This is a genomic window from Pantoea sp. SYBGC1, from assembly GCF_057197005.1.
On record NZ_JBXUNM010000002.1, the window covers coordinates 77,769 to 95,111 of the forward strand.

The 17,343-nt window shown below is 57.7% G+C and carries 13 protein-coding genes; 9 read left to right on the plus strand and 4 right to left on the minus strand.

Annotation, left to right across the window (positions count from 1 at the left end; all coding sequences use genetic code 11):
* Positions 1 to 69: 69 nt before the first annotated feature.
* Positions 70 to 1,044, minus strand: coding sequence for an XdhC family protein (locus tag AC2CF9_RS05865; protein WP_150017133.1), 975 nt, complete (start codon positions 1,042 to 1,044; stop codon positions 70 to 72).
* A gap of 182 nt (positions 1,045 to 1,226) precedes the next feature.
* Here AC2CF9_RS05865 and AC2CF9_RS05870 point away from each other — a divergent pair, with 182 nt between their 5' ends.
* The 6 genes from AC2CF9_RS05870 to mqo all read left to right on the plus strand — a co-directional run bounded on the left by AC2CF9_RS05870 (position 1,227) and on the right by mqo (position 7,845).
* Positions 1,227 to 1,559 (plus strand): gamma-glutamylcyclotransferase family protein, encoded by a 333-nt coding sequence (locus AC2CF9_RS05870; protein ID WP_484556480.1) that lies wholly within the window; start codon positions 1,227 to 1,229, stop codon positions 1,557 to 1,559.
* A 34-nt stretch (positions 1,560 to 1,593) separates the two neighbouring features.
* Positions 1,594 to 2,379 carry an MBL fold metallo-hydrolase gene (locus tag AC2CF9_RS05875; protein ID WP_150017131.1) on the plus strand — a complete coding sequence of 262 codons (786 nt, stop codon included), beginning with the start codon at positions 1,594 to 1,596 and terminating at the stop codon, positions 2,377 to 2,379.
* Between the two features lie 107 nt (positions 2,380 to 2,486).
* Positions 2,487 to 3,287: a MetQ/NlpA family ABC transporter substrate-binding protein gene (locus AC2CF9_RS05880; RefSeq protein ID WP_040113501.1), complete on the plus strand. Its 801-nt coding sequence runs from the start codon at positions 2,487 to 2,489 to the stop codon at positions 3,285 to 3,287.
* A gap of 214 nt (positions 3,288 to 3,501) precedes the next feature.
* Positions 3,502 to 5,370 carry a low affinity potassium transporter Kup gene (gene kup / locus AC2CF9_RS05885; protein ID WP_484556481.1) on the plus strand — a complete coding sequence of 623 codons (1,869 nt, stop codon included), beginning with the start codon at positions 3,502 to 3,504 and terminating at the stop codon, positions 5,368 to 5,370.
* Positions 5,371 to 5,594: 224 nt separating this feature from the next.
* Positions 5,595 to 5,903: a YdgH/BhsA/McbA family protein gene (locus AC2CF9_RS05890; protein WP_150017129.1), complete on the plus strand. Its 309-nt coding sequence runs from the start codon at positions 5,595 to 5,597 to the stop codon at positions 5,901 to 5,903.
* A 295-nt stretch (positions 5,904 to 6,198) separates the two neighbouring features.
* Positions 6,199 to 7,845, plus strand: a complete 1,647-nt coding sequence (gene mqo / locus AC2CF9_RS05895; protein WP_040113506.1) for a malate dehydrogenase (quinone) — start codon at positions 6,199 to 6,201, stop codon at positions 7,843 to 7,845.
* Between the two features lie 45 nt (positions 7,846 to 7,890).
* On the opposite strand, the gene AC2CF9_RS05900 is transcribed toward mqo, so the two are convergent.
* Positions 7,891 to 8,817, minus strand: a complete 927-nt coding sequence (locus AC2CF9_RS05900) for a LysR family transcriptional regulator (RefSeq protein ID WP_484556482.1) — start codon at positions 8,815 to 8,817, stop codon at positions 7,891 to 7,893.
* A 118-nt stretch (positions 8,818 to 8,935) separates the two neighbouring features.
* Here AC2CF9_RS05900 and AC2CF9_RS05905 point away from each other — a divergent pair, with 118 nt between their 5' ends.
* From AC2CF9_RS05905 to AC2CF9_RS05915, 3 genes are all read left to right on the plus strand, one after another.
* Positions 8,936 to 10,066, plus strand: a complete 1,131-nt coding sequence (locus AC2CF9_RS05905; RefSeq protein WP_484556483.1) for a M20 family metallopeptidase — start codon at positions 8,936 to 8,938, stop codon at positions 10,064 to 10,066.
* Positions 10,063 to 11,457 carry a YfcC family protein gene (locus AC2CF9_RS05910; protein WP_150017126.1) on the plus strand — a complete coding sequence of 465 codons (1,395 nt, stop codon included), beginning with the start codon at positions 10,063 to 10,065 and terminating at the stop codon, positions 11,455 to 11,457. Before AC2CF9_RS05905 ends, AC2CF9_RS05910 begins: the two co-directional genes overlap by 4 nt.
* A gap of 253 nt (positions 11,458 to 11,710) precedes the next feature.
* Complete coding sequence (locus AC2CF9_RS05915) at positions 11,711 to 13,636, plus strand: methyl-accepting chemotaxis protein (protein WP_484556484.1); 1,926 nt, start codon at positions 11,711 to 11,713, stop codon at positions 13,634 to 13,636.
* Positions 13,637 to 13,733: 97 nt separating this feature from the next.
* Here AC2CF9_RS05915 and AC2CF9_RS05920 read toward each other — a convergent pair whose 3' ends face one another.
* Together AC2CF9_RS05920 and AC2CF9_RS05925 are read right to left on the minus strand one after the other, a co-directional pair.
* Positions 13,734 to 15,851 carry a TonB-dependent siderophore receptor gene (locus AC2CF9_RS05920; protein ID WP_484556485.1) on the minus strand — a complete coding sequence of 706 codons (2,118 nt, stop codon included), beginning with the start codon at positions 15,849 to 15,851 and terminating at the stop codon, positions 13,734 to 13,736.
* Positions 15,852 to 16,063: 212 nt separating this feature from the next.
* A complete protein-coding gene (locus AC2CF9_RS05925) occupies positions 16,064 to 17,299 on the minus strand; it encodes an MdfA family multidrug efflux MFS transporter (protein WP_484556486.1) in 1,236 nt (411 codons plus the stop codon).
* Positions 17,300 to 17,343 lie beyond the last annotated feature (44 nt).

A 17,343-nucleotide genomic window follows, 5' to 3' on the forward strand; every position in this document is an offset into this window, starting at 1 on the left:
AGGACAAACTTTGTGGGGGATTATCGCAAAAATGCCCTGGCGCAAAGGGCCAGGGCTGCCGGAACGGGCTTACTGACGGGCTGCAAGGCCATTTTTATGACGCACGATGTCTGCCATAATCGATAGCGCAATTTCTGCCGGGGTTTTACTGCCAATATCCAGCCCCACCGGGGCGTGAATGCGCGCCAGCTGCTCAGGCGTCAGCCCGGCGATCTCCGCCAGACGCGACAGCCGCCGGCTGCTGTTGCGCTTCGAGCCCATCGCGCCAAGGTAAAATGCCGGCAGCATCACCGCTTCCATCATCGTCAGGTCATCGATACGCGGATCGTGGGTCAGTGACAGAATCGCCGTTGCGCTGTGGCACCCCTCACGCTCCAGATAGCGGGCCGGAAAACAGCGTATAATCCGCACGCCAGCCTGCAACTCCGCGCCCATATTCTCCAGCACCTCATCACGATGCTCGCAGACCAGCGTCTCAAATCCCAGCGCCTGCGCAAAGTTGGCGCAGTAAATGCCTACGCTGGAGAGACCGGCGATAATCAGGCGCGGCGGCGCAGAGAGCGTCAGCGTAACCTGGTTGCCGGTAATGTGCGCGGCGGTCTGCTGCGTATAGGGGTGCGTCTCTATGCCGGCGCAGGGGTGCGGCAGCAGCAGCGTTTTACTGATGGCTTCGGCCCGAACCAGCGCATCGTGCATCTGGCGCAGATAGTGAATGGATGCCGCTCCCTGCGGCAGCTTTTCCACCAGAATATCCAGCACGCCGCCGCACGGCAGAGCCCGGTCAGGCGTGAGTCCGCCATCGCCATAGCGCACAACGGCGCTCGCCTCGCTGAAAGCGTCTGCCGCGATACGCTGGCGAAAATCCTCCTCCACACAGCCGCCGGAGAGCGAGCCGCAGAAGTGCCCATCGGCGCGGATCGCCATCATGGCACCCGGCGGACGCGGCGAGGAGCCAAAGGTGCTCAGTACGGTACAAAGCCATACCGGATGTGCTTCTGCCCAGTGTTGCGCGGTTTCAAGAACCTGCACATCAAGGTGATACATGAATTGCTCCGTCGTAATGTCCCCCTTTTTTACCTGCAGGGACCTGAATCTTCCTATGAGTAAATGCCACATTTGACGTTTCGTCTAACTGACGCGGAATTTTTCCCGCCCGTGACGTTTACCGGCCCCGCCCGCTGCGTCACAATAGCCGGTTCGTATAACGCAACCCTTACAGGAGTGGTATGAAACCTCTGTTTGTCTACGGTACGCTGCAGCCCGGGCACGATAACGCCCATCTTCTGGAGCAGATAGGCGGCGAATGGCTGGCCGGCAGCGTCAGCGGCACCTATTATGCGCGGGGCTGGGGCGCTGCCGCTGACTTTCCCGGCGTGGTGCTCTCACCGGAGGGCGCGCGCGTACCAGGCTATCTGTTTTTCTCGCCGCATCTTGACGCGCACTGGCCGCTGCTCGACGCGTTTGAAGAGGGATACGATCGCGTGCCGGTCGCCGTGACCACCGATCGGGGTGAGCAGATCGCTGCCTGGGTTTACGAGCTGCAGCCCGCTACAGAGTAACTATCCTTATCGGATCAGCTGATAAGGAGAAATTATGATTACGCTCTGCACTGCCTGCGGCACCTCTTACGCCGAACCGGCTCCCCGGCGCTGTCCCGTCTGTGAAGATGAGCGCCAGTTTATTCCGCCAGGCGGGCAGCGGTGGATAGCGCAGGCGGATTTACGCGCCGCGCATACCAACCGGTGGCAGCAGCACCTGCCCGGGCTGCTTTCGCTGCAGAGCCTGCCGGCATTTGGTATTAACCAGCGCGCTTTTCTGCTCTGCACCCCGCACGGCAATATTCTCTGGGACTGCATCGCTCATCTGGATGACGCCACCGAAACGCTGATCCATGCGCTGGGAGGCGTGCAGGCGATCGCTATCTCCCATCCCCACTACTACACCACGATGCAGGACTGGGCCGCCGCCTTCAGCGCCCCCATCTGGCTGCACGCCAGCGACAGAGAGTGGATCATGCGCGACAGCCCATGGATCCGGTTGTGGCAGGAGGAGGAGCATGACCTGCTGCCTGACGTCACGCTGCTGCGTCTCGGCGGGCACTTTGCCGGGGGCACGGTGCTGCACTGGCAGCGCGATTCGGGTGTAATGCTGAGCGGCGATATTTTGCAGGTGACGCCGGGCGCGGATGCCGTGTCATTTATGTGGAGCTATCCCAACATGCTGCCGCTCCCTGCCCGGGTGGTACGCGACATGATGCAGCGGTTGCAGAACCGGCATTTTGCCCAGCTTTACGGCGCATTTGACGGCCGTGAGATCCTGCAGGATGCCGATAGCGCCGTCGCACGTTCCGCGCAGCGCTATCTCAACTGCCTGAAGTAGCGCATAACTTATGCACTAAAAGCATAAGCCGCCTGTTAATTATGGATGTACAGACGTCTGGACGCATATTATAGTCCGGTGCTGACAAGAATAAGGATGCTGCAAACATGAAAAAACATTTACTGACCGCGCTGCTGGCCGCTTCTGTTACGCTGCTTAGCGCCTGCGACAATAATAATGACGAAAAAATCAAAGTTGCGATCAACAGCGGCCCGGATGAACAGCTTTGGCAGACAGTGAAGCAGGTCGCCCATGACAAATATAAGCTGGATGTTGAGGTGATTGCGTTTAACGATTACGTGCAGCCCAACGAGGCGCTCTACAACAAAGACGTGGATGCAAACGCCTTTCAGAGTCTGCCCTATCTTGAGATGCAGTCAAAAGAGCGCGGTTATAAATTTGCTGTGATCACCAATACCTTTGTGTTCCCGATTGCCGGCTACTCCCGCAAAATTAAAAGCCTGAATGAACTGCCGGATGGCGCGACGATCACGCTGTCAAATGAAGCGACCACGCTGGGTCGCAGCCTGCTGCTGCTGCAGGCGCAGGGCCTGATCAAAGTGAAACCTGAAGCGGGTCTGCTGCCCACCACGCTGGATATCACTGCTAATCCTAAAAAGCTGAAGTTTGTTGAAGTCGATACGCCGCAGCTGGCACGCACGCTGGACGATCCGCAGGTTTATCTCTCCATTATCAATAACAACTTTGCGGCGCTGGTGAACCTCTCCGCCTCACGCGACGGTATGTTTATGGAAGGTAAAGCATCGCCATACGTCAATGCCATTGTGGCGCGTGAAGATAATAAAGAGAGTGCGAACGTGCAGAAACTGAAAGAGGCCTTCCGCTCGCAGCCGGTACTGGATAAAGCCAACGAGATTTATAAAGGCGATATTATCAAAGGCTGGTAAGCCTTAACCGCATGCCGCCCTGAGGGGCGGCTTTTTTATGGCTGTTAAACGCGCAGCGATATAAAAAACGCGTAAAAATTTGCGCTTCCGGCGTAAAAATGGTGTGTAAATATTCGCCATCCTCTCCCTGCCTGCGCCGAAAACCGCTATCTTCGCCGCTATAACTCCGGCGCTGAAGAGACCGCGCCTCTCTGTTAACCTGAGCAGGAACGCTATGAAACACCCGCACAAAGCCTCGCTGCCTGCCGGCATGCTGGCTGCTGCCGGTATCGTCTTTGGTGATATCGGCACCAGCCCGCTTTATACCCTGAAAGAGTGTCTGTCGATTCTGCCTGATGGCAGCGTCACACCGGCTGCCGTCATGGGCTTTTTATCGCTCATCTTCTGGGCGCTGACGCTGATTGTTACCCTGAAATATGTCTGTTTTGTTATGCGCGCGGATGATGATGGAGAGGGAGGCATCCTGACGCTGATGGCGCTGGCGCGCCGCGGTGTCAGCAGCAAAGCGGGACACGCTGTGATGCTGGCCGGTTTGATCGGCGGCGCGTTTTTTTATGGCGACGGGGTGATCACCCCGGCGATTTCGGTGCTCTCCGCCATTGAAGGCATTGAAGTGGTTTCACCCGCGCTTGAGCGGTTTGTGGTCCCGCTGGCGCTGGTTATTCTGACGCTGCTGTTTGTCATTCAGCGCCAGGGCACTGAAAAGGTCAGCCGTATATTCGGGCCGGTGATGTTTGTCTGGTTTGCCGCCATTGCCCTGCTTGGCGTACGCGGCATTTTGCTTAATCCGCAGGTGCTTCAGGCGCTGAGTCCGCACTATGCACTCGACTTTCTGCTGAGCCACTCTGCGCTGTCGCTGGCGGCGCTCGGCATGGTGGTGCTGGCCGTTACCGGTGCCGAGGCGCTGTATGCCGATATGGGGCATCTGGGCAAAACCCCTATCCGCCTGGCCTGGCTGGTTATCGCTATGCCAGCGCTGGTGCTCAACTATTTTGGTCAGGGCGCACTGGTGATGGCGAACAGCGCCTCGCTTAGCAATCCATTTTACCTGCTGGCACCGGCGTGGGGGCAGATCCCGCTGATTGTGCTTTCGACGCTGGCAACGGTTATCGCTGCGCAGGCGGTGATTTCAGGCGTGTATACGCTGACGCATCAGGCGATACGGCAGGGCTTTCTGCCGCCGATGCGCATTATTTTTACCTCGCATACTGAGTCAGGTCAGATCTACATTCCGGTTGTGAACTGGCTGCTGTTTACCGCAGTGATGCTGGTGGTGGTGGCCTTTCGTGAGTCGTCGGCGCTCTCCTCTGCTTACGGCATTGTCGTGACCGGTACGATGGTGATCACTGCCGGGCTGGCAGGCGTGGTGGCGCGGCGCAACTGGCGCTGGCCGCTGCCGCTGGCGGGGCTGTTCCTGCTGATGATGCTGTGCATCGACGTGCCGCTGTTTATCGCAAACCTGATGAAGCTGCTGTCAGGCGGCTGGATCCCGGTGCTGCTGGCGCTGACCATGATGGCGCTGATGCTTATCTGGAGCAGCGAGCGCAACCGGCTGATCCGGCGTCTCGACAGCAGCCAGGCCAGCCTGCTGGCGCTGGTCAGCTCGCTGGAAAAAAGCCCGCCCAGCCGCGTGGAGGGCACCGCCGTGTTTCTGGCGCGTAAAGAGTTTGAGATCCCGCAGGCGCTGCTGCACAACCTTAAACATAATCGCGTGCTGCACCGTCGCGTCGTGCTGCTGCATATCCGCACCGTTGACACGCCGCGCGTGCATAACCAGCAGCGTATTACGCTGACGCCGCTTTCCGCCTCCTTCTGGCAGGTTACTGCCGCCTATGGCTGGCGCGAAACGCCGTCGATGGCTGAGATCCTGCACCTGTGCGGGCTGGAGGGCTTTGGCTGCTCGGTCAGTGAAGCGTCGTTCTTTACCTCCCACGACACGCTGGTGATGAAGCAGCGTCGTGGTCTGGCGCGCCTGCGCGGCGGCATTTTTCACTTTTGCCAGCGCAACGCGCTGCGCGCTCATGAACAGTTTCATATTCCGCCTAACCGCGTTATCGAACTGGGTGGTCAGCGTGAGTTTTAACCCGTAAGTGCACCAAAACACGGCATAAACCTGTAAGCAGATGCAACCAGGTTGCTGTAAGAGTGACAAAGTTGTGGCAGAATTTTTCTTAACAACTTATTAGCAATTAAAGCTAAACCAGACGGCGCGGCAGAGTGTTTAGTCATTCTGTCGCCCGCGCTTTTCAAGCCGGGCAGAAAAATGCATAACGGACCATACCGTGCAATTCTCTCAGGAGCAGGCCTATGAAAGCGTTGATCAATGATGTCATCTCTATTTTTACCCCGCAGGATACTCAGCCGGTGCTGGTGCGTGCCGATCTGACACCAGAGCAGATCGCTTCGCTGCGCCCCACCAGCGTAACCAGCGTGAGCTGGGCAACCTCAATGGAAGATTTAACCGATGCGGTGGTGCAAAAGACGCTGGCCGCCGGAGCGGCGGGATATCATATCAGTGATGTGGAGTCGCATGAGCCGGCGCATGACGGGCATCCTGTACTGGCGGCGAAAGCGACACTTTATTATACCGGTGATGAGATTGCGCTGAACGGCTAACGCTCTGCGCCTGCTGAATAACCGGCGGGCGCAATTATCCGCACTTTTATTTGCTTTAAGTCCAGCCTGTGGTTATAAAGAATAACCGCGTTACAGAAGCGGTTATCCTGCCAATATTAGCCTCACTTCCTTTGCCTTATTTGCTGCTTATTTAGCCTGAATATAATTATGTAACTTAATTAACCTGCGTAAATAGTTAAATAACTAAAAACAGGTTAATCTTTCCGTAACAATATTTTAATTTGCCAACCGAATTTTTAACGTTCATCTGCTTTGAATAAAGAACAGGACTGGCATGAATCAGACCAAAAAAATTGTGTCCGCGCTTTCGCTGACCGCACTGCTTGTTTCTTCAGCGGTTCACGCTGAAAACGCACCAGAAAAAACCGACGTGCTGCTGATTGGCGGCGGGATCATGAGTGCCTCTCTGGGCACCTGGCTGCAGGAGCTGCAACCGGGCTGGAAGCAGCTGATGGTTGAGCGTCTCGACGGCGTGGCGATGGAGTCGTCCAATGGCTGGAACAATGCCGGTACCGGTCACTCTGCTAACATGGAGCTGAACTACACGCCAGAGCGTGCAGACGGTTCAATCGACGTTAGCAAAGCGCTGGAGATCAACGAATCGTTCATGATTACCCGCCAGTTCCTGACCAGCCAGGTTGAGCGCGGTGTGCTGCACGATCCGCGTTCGTTCATCAACTCTACGCCGCACATGAGCTTCGTCTGGGGTGATAAGAACGTTGAGTATCTGACTAAGCGCTACGCCGCGCTGCAGAAAACCACCCTGTTCCAGGGCATGAAGTTCTCAACCGATCACAAACAGATTGAGCAGTGGGCACCGCTGGTGATGGAAGGCCGCGATCCGGCACAGAAAGTTGCTGCGACCTGGACGCCGGTCGGTACTGACGTCAACTACGGTGAAATTACCCGTCAGCTGATCGGCAGTCTGAAAAAAGATCAGAACTTCACGCTGGAAACCTCGTCTGAAGTCACCGATTTTAAACGTAACGGCGATAACTCCTGGCACGTTACCATTAAAGATGTGAAGAGCGGTAAAGATCGCAGCGTTGATGCGAAGTATGTCTTTATCGGTGCCGGCGGCGCGGCTATCAAGCTGCTGCAGAAAACCGGCATTCCGGAAGCGGACAATTACGGCGGTTTCCCGGTAGGCGGCTCATTCCTGATGACCGAAAACCCGGAGATCACCAGCCGTCACCTGCAGAAAGTGTATGGTCAGGCTTCCGTAGGCGCACCGCCGATGTCGGTTCCGCATATCGATGCGCGTAACCTCGACGGTAAAAAAGTGGTGCTGTTCGGGCCGTTCGCCACCTTCTCAACCAAATACCTGAAAAATGGTTCGCTGTTCGATCTGCTGAGCGCGACCACCACCAGCAACGTTATGCCGATGACCCACGTGGGTATCGATAACTTTGACCTGGTGAAATACCTGATTGGTCAGGTAATGCTGAACGATGACGACCGCTTTGCCGCGCTGAAAGAGTACTATCCGAACGCGCGTAAAGAGGACTGGAAACTGATTCAGGCGGGTCAGCGCGTACAGATTATCAAGAAAGATGCGGATAAAGGCGGCGTGCTGAAACTCGGTACAGAAATTGTCACCGATCAGCAGAAAACCGTGGCGGCCCTGCTGGGCGCGTCACCGGGTGCTTCAACCGCTGCGCCTATCACTCTGAACGTAATGAAATCGCTGTTCCCGCAGCAGTTTGCTTCACCGGAGTGGCAGGAAAAAATCCGTACTATCGTGCCGAGCTTTGGCCAGAAACTGAATGGCAATACCGCGCTGACGCAGCAGGTATGGGATAACACCGCGTCTGTGCTGCAGCTGACCAAACCACCGGTCATCAATATGAGCGAGCAGCAGGCCGCGCCAATGCAGGCTAAGCCGCGCGAAGAATCTGCTAAACAGGATATGGCGCTCTAATCGCGACCAGCCCTGAACCCTGAGCCGGACACTGTCCGGCTTTTTTTATGCCGGTAATCCATCAGCGGAGCGCGCGAAATAGCTGTTGAGCAGTCGCCAGAGATAGTGCGCAGCGGGCGTCATGCGGTGATCGGCGCTGTGCAGCAGCTGACACTGACTCTCGCGCGCAATGCGGTGGTCGAGCGGTATCGCGACCAGCCGATCGCACTCGTGAATGCTTCTCAGCGTCTGCGGCGTCATGAACGCCACGCCCTGCCCGGCCAGCGCCAGAGAAACGGCGCTGGTAAACAGATTACAGCTACAGGCGGGCGTAAAGATGAGTCCTTCACTCCTGAACATGGCATTCAGATAGCGCTGGAGACCAAACTGCTCATCCATGCCAATAAGACGGTGCTCAGCCAGCTGTGACAGCGTCACTTTATCCAGCGCAGCCAGTGAATGCGAGGGCGGCACGACCGCACAGATCGGACCGCGCCTGAAGCTGTTACAGCGGAGTCCGGGCGGGCCGGAGGGGCCAAAACTCACCGCCATATCCACCTCACCTTTTGCCAGCAGCGTCAGCGTGGTCTGCATATCTCCCGACTGAATATTCACGAAAACCGCCGGGTAAGCCTGAGAGAACTCGGCAATCACGTGACGAATCACTTCGTCTGCCATCCCCTGACCCACGCGCAGCGTAACGCTGCCGCCGCGCATATGGCGCATATCCTGCAGCTGCCGCTCCAGCTGACGGCGGCGCTGACTGGTCAGCGCATAATCCTCTGCCAGCAGTTTACCCGCATCGGTCAGAACCACGTTTCTGCCGCGTCGTTCCAGCAGCGGCAGCTGCAGCGCACGCTCTAGCTGCGCCAGCTGGCGGCTGATGGCGGAAGCATTGACGCCCAGTGCATCTGCAGCGCGGCGAATCCCGCCGTGCATTCCGACCTCATATAAGTAACTTATCGATTTTTCTGGATAGCTGGATAACGTCATACTTTGCGCTTATCTGTTGACCTGAGAGCAACAATAATAGCCGCGAGGGCTTATTTCTCTGTAGCATTTTTTCTGCGCATACTGCCTGTGCAAACCCGACAGACAGGAAAACTATAAAATGAAAGCGATTACTCTTTATCTGGAACAGCATGCCGCAGATATCCTGGCGGACATAAAAACGCTGGTGGCGGCTGAATCTCCCTCTGATGACAAATCTGCCGTTGACGCTTGCGGTGAAGTGCTGCAGCAGCTGTTTCAGCAGCGTCTTAACGTGCGTGCGGAAATAGCACCGCAGCAGCACTACGGTAATAACCTGAAATTTTCGCTGGGCGGACAAACGCCGCAGAGCACCATTATTGGCCATTTCGATACCGTCTGGGATACAGGCGAGCTTACGCTGCGTGAAGAAGAGGGACGCCTTTACGGCCCCGGCATTCTCGATATGAAAGCGGGCCTGGTACAGGCGATCTGGGCAGTACGCGCGCTGCAGCAGCTTGATCTGCCCGGCTGGCAGAATGTGGTGTTTCTCTGCAACAGTGATGAAGAGCTGGGCAGCCCCGGTTCGCAGCAGTGGATTAAAACGCATGCCCAGGGCTCCGCCCAGGTATTTGTTGTCGAGCCAGCGGTAGCGGGCAGCGGCGCGCTGAAGGTCGCCCGTAAAGGCACCGGCCGCTATGACCTTACGCTGACCGGCCTGGCGGCGCACGCCGGCAACAATCCGGAAGAAGGGGCCAGCGCGGTGCAGGAGATGGCGCAGCAGATTCTGGCGCTGCACGCGCTCAACGCGCCCGAACGCGGCACTACGGTTAACGTCGGCGTCGCCAGCGGCGGCAGCCGGGCGAACGTGGTGGCAGATCGCGCGCGTCTGGAAGTGGATACGCGCGTCACTTCTGAAGAGGAGGCGGTCCGCCTGCACGCGGCGATTATGCAGCTCCAGCCGCATGACCCGCGCGTGACCCTGCATATCAGCGGTGAACAGGGGCGCCCGCCCATGCGCCAGAGCGCGGCATCACGCGCACTGTTTACCCGCGCGGCGCACATCGGTCGTCAGCTCGGCCTGACGCTGGAAGGCGCCTCCGTGGGCGGCGGCAGCGACGGCAACTTTACCGCCGCACTCGGGCTGCCCACGCTGGATGGGCTGGGTGCCACCGGTGCCGGTATTCACGCGCGGCATGAGCATATTATTGTTGCGGAGGTGGTGCAGCGTACGGCGCTGCTGGCTGGCCTGCTGAGCGGAGAGACCCCATGACACAGATATCGCTGGAAAAACCGGACAGGGCTGCCCGCCAGCGGGAGGGCCTCAGCCCCTACCTGCTGCTGTTTATTATTCTGGTACTGGCCGCGGTGGCGACCTGGATTATCCCGGCGGGCGTCTACGATTATGAGACGCGCGACGGCATTAAGTTTGCCGTCAAAGAGAGTCTGCATGCGGTGCCGCAGAGCGGTGTGCTGCCGCTGGAGATCTTTATGGCGATCGCTGCGGGCATGGTTAAACAGGCCCCCATTATCTTTCTGATCCTGTTTACCGGAGGCGTACTGGCGGTAATTGAGAAAACCGGGGCGATAGCGACGGCTCTGCAGGCACTGTCGCGCAGCAGCACGCTGAGTGACACGCGTATCATCATTATTTTCGCCGTGATTTTCTCGCTGCTGGGCACCACCGGCGTGGTCGTCAATGCGGTGGTCGCCTTTGTGCCGATCGGGCTGCTGGTGGGGCGCTCACTCGGACTCTCTCCTATGCTTGGGGCCTCGCTGGTCTATCTGACCTGCGCCGCCGGATATAACGTCGCGATCCTGAATCCGGCCACCACCGGGCTGACGCAGCATCTGGCGCAGCTGCCGCTGTTCTCCGGCATGCTGCTGCGCGCCCTGACCTGCCTGCTGTTTGTGGTCAGCGCCGCGCTTTACCTGATCCACGCGGTGCGCCGGGCGCGCAAAAACGGTGAGTGCCGGCCCGCTATGTCTGCCGCTGCGGAGAGTACTGCTCCGGTAACCGGACGACATAAGCTGATTCTGGCGACCACGGCGCTGGCGCTGCTGCTCTTTATTGCCGGTACGGTGCGCTATCACTGGGGCACCCGAGAGATGTCAGCGATGTTTATCCTGCTGACCATTGTGGTCGGACTGATGGGCCGTCTCTCAGGCTCGGACATTGCCAACACCTTTCTGGCAGGCTGCGCCACGCTGGTTAAAGGGGCGTTTATCGTGGGGATGGCAGCTGCCATTTCACTGGTGCTGCAGCAGGGCAATGTACTCGACCCGATCGTGGGGTTTCTTTCCGATCTGCTGGAGCCGGTACCCGCCTGGCTGGCAACGATCGGCATGTTTATCAGCGCCGCGCTGATCCACTTTGGTATCTCATCCGGCTCCGGAGAATCGGCGCTTCTGATCCCTATTTTCTCACCGCTGGGCGATAACCTTGGCCTGACGCGCCAGGTGATGGTGCAGTCAGTGCTGCTGGGTGAAGGGATCGTCAACTGTATGAGCCCGACTTCCGGCGTGCTGATGGCGGTGCTGGCCACGGCAGGCGTTTCATTCGGTCAGTGGCTGCGCTTTGTTGCCCCGGTCATCGCAATCTGGTTTGTGATCTGTGTGGTGATGCTGTTGACAGGGGTCGCCATCAACTGGGGACCGTTCTGACCCGGCGCTTTTCAGGCAGCGCCGCCTGATACCGGGCGCTGCCGCATCCGGTGACGGGGATCCGCTTATTTAGCGCGATCCTGTTTTCCCCGACGCCATATTGTTCTGGATCATCTTTTATTTATTTATAAAAAGACGAACGTTAAAAATAGATATCAAGCTTCTGTGAGCCGTGACGATAGTAAATTGACGGCAGAGCATGCGTTCCGCCTCCCTCTGACTGCATTTCATTATCTCACTAAAGGTGAATTTTATGGGCCTTGCTCACTCCCTCTCGAATATTAAAATCGGAAAGAAACTGGGAGCCGGTTTTATTATTGTGATAGCCGCCTCACTGGCAATCACTGTTATCGCATTTGATTGTTTTCGCAGCATTAAAGATAACTCAGCCCGGCGCACCGTGACGGTTGAGATGGTGAATACGCTCAGTAAAGCGCGGCTGAATCGCACTCTGTATCAGTACACGAAAGATGAGCAGTTTGCCGTGCGGAACGTTGAGGCGCTGAAAGAGTTCACTTCGCTCTATCAGCGTCTGGAGCGTTTTAGCTGGAACCCAGAGGGGCTGCAGAAAGTGAACCAGCTGGGTGAACTGATGCACAGCTATCAGGATCAGCGCGAAAAATTTATTGCTGCCGCAAAAGAAACCGCAGGAAACTACAGTGCAATCACGCCTGGTGCGTTGATTAAGCTGGCACATCAGCTGGAGTCGCTGAATCGCGGCCTGACGCCAGAGACCGCGCCGCCGGTTATGCAGCTTACGGCGACCCTCTACGACACCGCTAATATCGAAGAGAACTTCCTGAAAAATCCTGGCGAAACCAGCAGAGACGCCATCGAGGATAAATTCATCACCATCACCACCCTGACCGAACTGCTCGACAGTTTTAATCAGGGGGATATCACTACCGCGACGCAGGCCGTACTTGCCGCGATCAATCAGCAGCGCCCCGCCCTGACGCCTTACCTGAACGCCTTTAACAGCGAGAAAAGTGAATCCGCCATCCTGACAGGCTCGGCGGAGCGGCTGAATGCAGGCGTGGCAGATATGTTCAGCTATCAGTCGCAGCTCTCTGCCTCGTTTATCAAAGGTGCTGAGTGGCGCATCGCTATCGCTGCTGCGATCTGCGTGGTGCTGAGCCTGCTGATTGCCTGGCGCATTACGCGCAGCATTACGCACCCGCTGCGTGAAACGCTCAGCGCGGCCCAGCGTATTGCCGCAGGCGATCTGACCACATCGCTGAAAACCACCCGTGGCGATGAGCTGGGCGAGCTGATGCAGGCGGTTGACAGCATGAACCACAGTCTGCAGACCATTATCGCTAACGTGCGCAGCGGCGTCAGCAGCGTGGCGCGCGCCTCCGCAGAGATTGCCGCCGGCAATACCGATCTCTCTTCCCGCACCGAGCAGCAGAGTGCTGCCGTGGTACAGACCGCCGCGAGTATGGAACAGCTGACCTCAACGGTGAAACAGAACGCTGAGAATGCGCATCACGCCAGCCAGCTGGCGGCCGACGCCTCCGGCAATGCTGGCCGCGGCGGCGAGATTGTTCGCGACGTGATCGCTACCATGAGCGGTATCAGCCAGAGCTCCGGTAAAATTGGTGAAATCATCAATGTCATCAACAGTATCTCGTTCCAGACCAATATCCTGGCACTGAACGCAGCGGTAGAAGCGGCGCGCGCTGGTGAACAGGGACGCGGTTTTGCCGTGGTAGCGGGCGAAGTCAGAAACCTGGCGCAGCGCAGCTCCGTGGCGGCAAAAGAGATTGAGACGCTGATCCGTGAATCACTGGATCGCGTCAGCGACGGCTCGGCGCTGGTGGATCGTGCCGGTACGACAATGAATGATATCGTGCAGTCGGTGACGCAGGTGCGCGATATTATGGGTGAGATTGCCGCCGCCTCCGATGAGCAGAACCGGGGCATTTCGCAGATTGCGCAGGCGATGTCGGAGATGGATACCACCACCCAGCAGAATGCGGCTCTCGTTGAGGAGTCTTCAGCCGCAGCAAGCTCGCTGGAGTCGCAGGCGATTGAACTGGAGAAAACCGTGGCCATCTTCCGTCTTTCAGCGGAACAGGAAAACGCCGCCCGGGTTGCTCCGAAGCCCGTACTGACGTCGTCGCCGGCTAAACCCCGTCCTGTGGCCACAGCGGACGCCAGCTGGGAAAGCTTTTAACCCGCGCTGACCAGAAAAAAGCCCGTAAGCGGATAAACCGGCTTACGGGCGGTATGTTTGCCGGCGTCAGGCTGTACGCCGGCCACATAGTATCCGATCAGAAATCGTAACCCACGGTCGCGACAATTGAGCGCTCTGCGCCCCAGTAGCAGTAGCCCGTGCCGTAGCAGGCCGCGACATATTCCCGATCGGTGAGGTTATTGGCATTAACCTGCACATAAGCTCCTTTCAGCTGGCTGTTCCAGGCACCGAGATCGGCGCGGACCGACGCGTCAAACAGAGTGGCAGAAGGCAGGCGACGGGTATTTTCATTATCAGCCCACTGTTTGCCGATGTAGCGCACGCCGGCACCCACGCTCAGACCATAATCAAACTGATATTTGCTCCAGAGCGAAGCCATAGAGTTGGGGGTGACATAAGGCGTATGACCATCGTTACCATCCACCGAATCTTTATAACGCACGTGGCTGAGCGTGTAGTTAGCGATGGTGCTGAGACGCGGCGTCAGCTGGGTATGCGCCTCCAGCTCCAGCCCCTGTGAATGCACTTTACCGGCAGGCACAAAGTAAGAGCCCTGCACAATACGGTTGCCGACATCCTTCTGCGTAAGATCGTACACCGCTGCGGTGTAGAGATCGGAGGTCCCCGGCGGCTGATATTTCACGCCCGCTTCATACTGCTCAGCGGTAGTGGGTTTCAGCAGGTTGCCGTTCTGGCCCGAGAGCGACTGCGGCGTGATGGCCTGGCTATAACTCACATAAGGCGAAACACCGTTGTCAAACGCATAAAGCAGCGCGGCACGCCCGCCAACGTGGTCATCCTGACGCCGGTTTTTAGTTGCCCGATCGTAATTTTCGGTCTGCGACACAATGCGGTCATAGCGGCCTGAGAGGTCAAGATGCCACTTATCCCAGACCATCTCATCCTGCAGGTAGACGCCGGTCTGATAGTAGTAGCGCTGCGAGCGCTCAAAGGTATACACGTCGTTGGCACCCACGGAGGCCCCGGTTCGTGCATTCAGCTGGCTGGCGTTGCCGCTTGCGTCATGCAGATCATTTTTATACTGGTGATATTCCGCGCCCAGCACCACTTTATGGTCTACTGCGCCGGTAGCGAAATCTGCTTCCAGCTGATTATCGATCGCGTACGCTTTCAGCGATGAGCGCGAGCCGGAGTAGTAGCGGTTCAGCAGATCTGAACTGTTCCCTGTCCAGCCGATTTGATACACCTGGTCGAGATCGACGTTTGAGTGAGAGTAGCTGGCATTAGAGCGGAACGCCCAGGTGTCATTAAAGCGGTGGGCAAATTCGGCGCTGTAGATCTGCTCGCGGCGTTTGAACTGGTCGAGTGAACTCTGACCGTCGTAGAAGCCATTGCTCAGCTTATAGCCGTTGTGTTCGGTGATGCTGCCCTCACCCGGCACCGCGCTGTGGTAGCCGCCTGACGGATCTTTCTGCAGATAGGCGCGCAGCAGCAGCGAGGTATCTTCCGACGGCTGCCAGAGCAGCGAGGGTGAAATCGCATATTTCTCTTCCCGCGTGTGTTCGTACTGGGTATCGCTGTTGCGGATAATACCGGTCAGGCGGAACGCCAGCTGATCGTTCAGCGCATCGGTGTAGTCAAAGGCAGCTGAGCTGGTGTTGTTGTTACCCGCCGAAAGACGGAAATGCCCTTCCTGCCGGAACTGCGGACGCTTTGACGTCTCCATCACCAGCCCGCCCGGCACCGTCTGACCATAAAGCGCAGATGAAGGACCTTTAATCACATCAATACGCTCAAGGAACCAGGGATCAACCTGCAGCACGTTATAGCTGCCGGGATCGCTCATCAGTCGCAGGCCATCCAGGAAAACATTGTCGACATCGCCACCGTGGAAACCGCGCAGTGATACCGTATCGTAACGCGACGCCGCACCGGCGAAGTTTGTGAAGGCGCCTGCGGTATAATTCAGCGCCTGATTCACGCTCATCGCGCCCTGATCTTCCATCTGCTGACGCGTCACCACTGAAACGGCCTGACCGGTAGTGATCAGCGGGCGATCGGTTTTGGTCGCGCCCTGGCTGGTTTTCGCCGTATAGCCGGTGGTGGGAGTCGTAGCCGTTTCAGCCGGCTGCGCGGTGACAACCAGGGTTTCAGCTGCATACAGCAGCGGTGATGCAGATAACGCGACGGAGCAGAACAGAACAGAACGCTTCAGAGTAAAAGGCACTCGCATGGTTAATTCCCTTAAAAACACGCAGTTCTCTCCGGTGCAGCCGGAGAGCCGATGGATGCCAGAGGCAATGGTAATGCTAATATTAATGAGAATTATTATCTTTTTGAGGGTGGCATTTCAAGATGTGTCGGCAGTTAAATTTTCTGCCGGAAACCAGTTTAAAAGCGAGGGGTGGCTGAAAAGCGAGCCGCGGCTCGCTTCAGATAAAAACGTCAGGCCTGCTGCAGCGCGGGCTGCTGCTGCCGGTTTTCACGCAGAAATGCGCGGGTGAGCCCCAGCCAGAGCAATCCGCAGGCCAGATTTATCAGGCTGAAGCCGGTACTGTTAAAGCTAAAATAGGCGTATTTTGCCGCTTCGATGCCGAGTGCGAAAATGAGAATTGTGACCATACCGACCATCGCTGCCACGCTGCCCTTGCCCGCCTGACTGGAAAAGAGCGTCATACGATAGAGTCCGGCATTCACCAGTCCGGTGCCAAAACCGTAAAGGCTGAGGCCGGCGGTCAGCCACAGATAGCTGTGCCGATCGGCCAGGGTCGCGACCGCCGCCAGCGCAAGACCGGCTACCACCGGCCAGGCTCCCAGCTGCAGCGGTCGCTGGATCGGCAGCCGGCTGCTGAGGCGCCCCAGCGTCAGGTTACCGGCGATCATCGCCAGAAACACCGGCAGCTGCAGCAGCGCATATTCCATACGGCTCAGGCCGGCATCATGCATCAGAATAACCGGCGAAAGCGCTACCCAGGCGAGGCAGGGAATGGTCACCAGGCCGATGGCCAGCGAGCCGCGCATTACCTGGCGCTCGCGCAGCAGCTGATAGTAACCCCTGCCCAGCGCGGCGGGTGAGATCGGGCGCGTACGATCCCCTGCGGTTTCAGGCATAGTGCACCACAGGCCCAGCAGGGCAAGCGCTGTCACGCCGCCGAAGAGCCAGAACAGGGTGCGCCAGTCGCTGATGGTCAGAAAAGCGGCCCCGGCCAGCGGCCCGGCCAGCGGAGCCAGCAGCGCGACGTTTGCCATCAGCGCCATGATCTTTACGCTCAGCGCTTCACTGAATGCCTCCTGAATAGCGGCGTAGCCTACAGAGCCGATAAAGCACAGGCTAACCCCCTGCAGAAAACGCAGCAGTACGAACTGCTCAATGCTCTGCACCCAGTGGGTGGCAATGCAGGTCAGCATAAAAAAAGCCACGCCGCTGAGCAGTACCGGACGCCGCCCGATGCGATCGGAAAGCGGCCCCAGCAGCCACTGCAGCATCATACCGCCGATCAGATAGGCGGTCAGCGAAGCGGAAACCCACTCAGGTCCGGCACCAAACTCCTCAGTGACCAGCAGCATGCCGGGCTGGATCATGTCATGCGCGATATAGGTGGCGAATTCAAACAGTACCAGCGAGAGCGGAAAAATTATGCGGCGGCGCGTGAGCTGCGACACCGGTTCATACAGGGCCATTACCGATCCTTACCCGTTGCAGAATGATAAAAAACGCGGTTGCC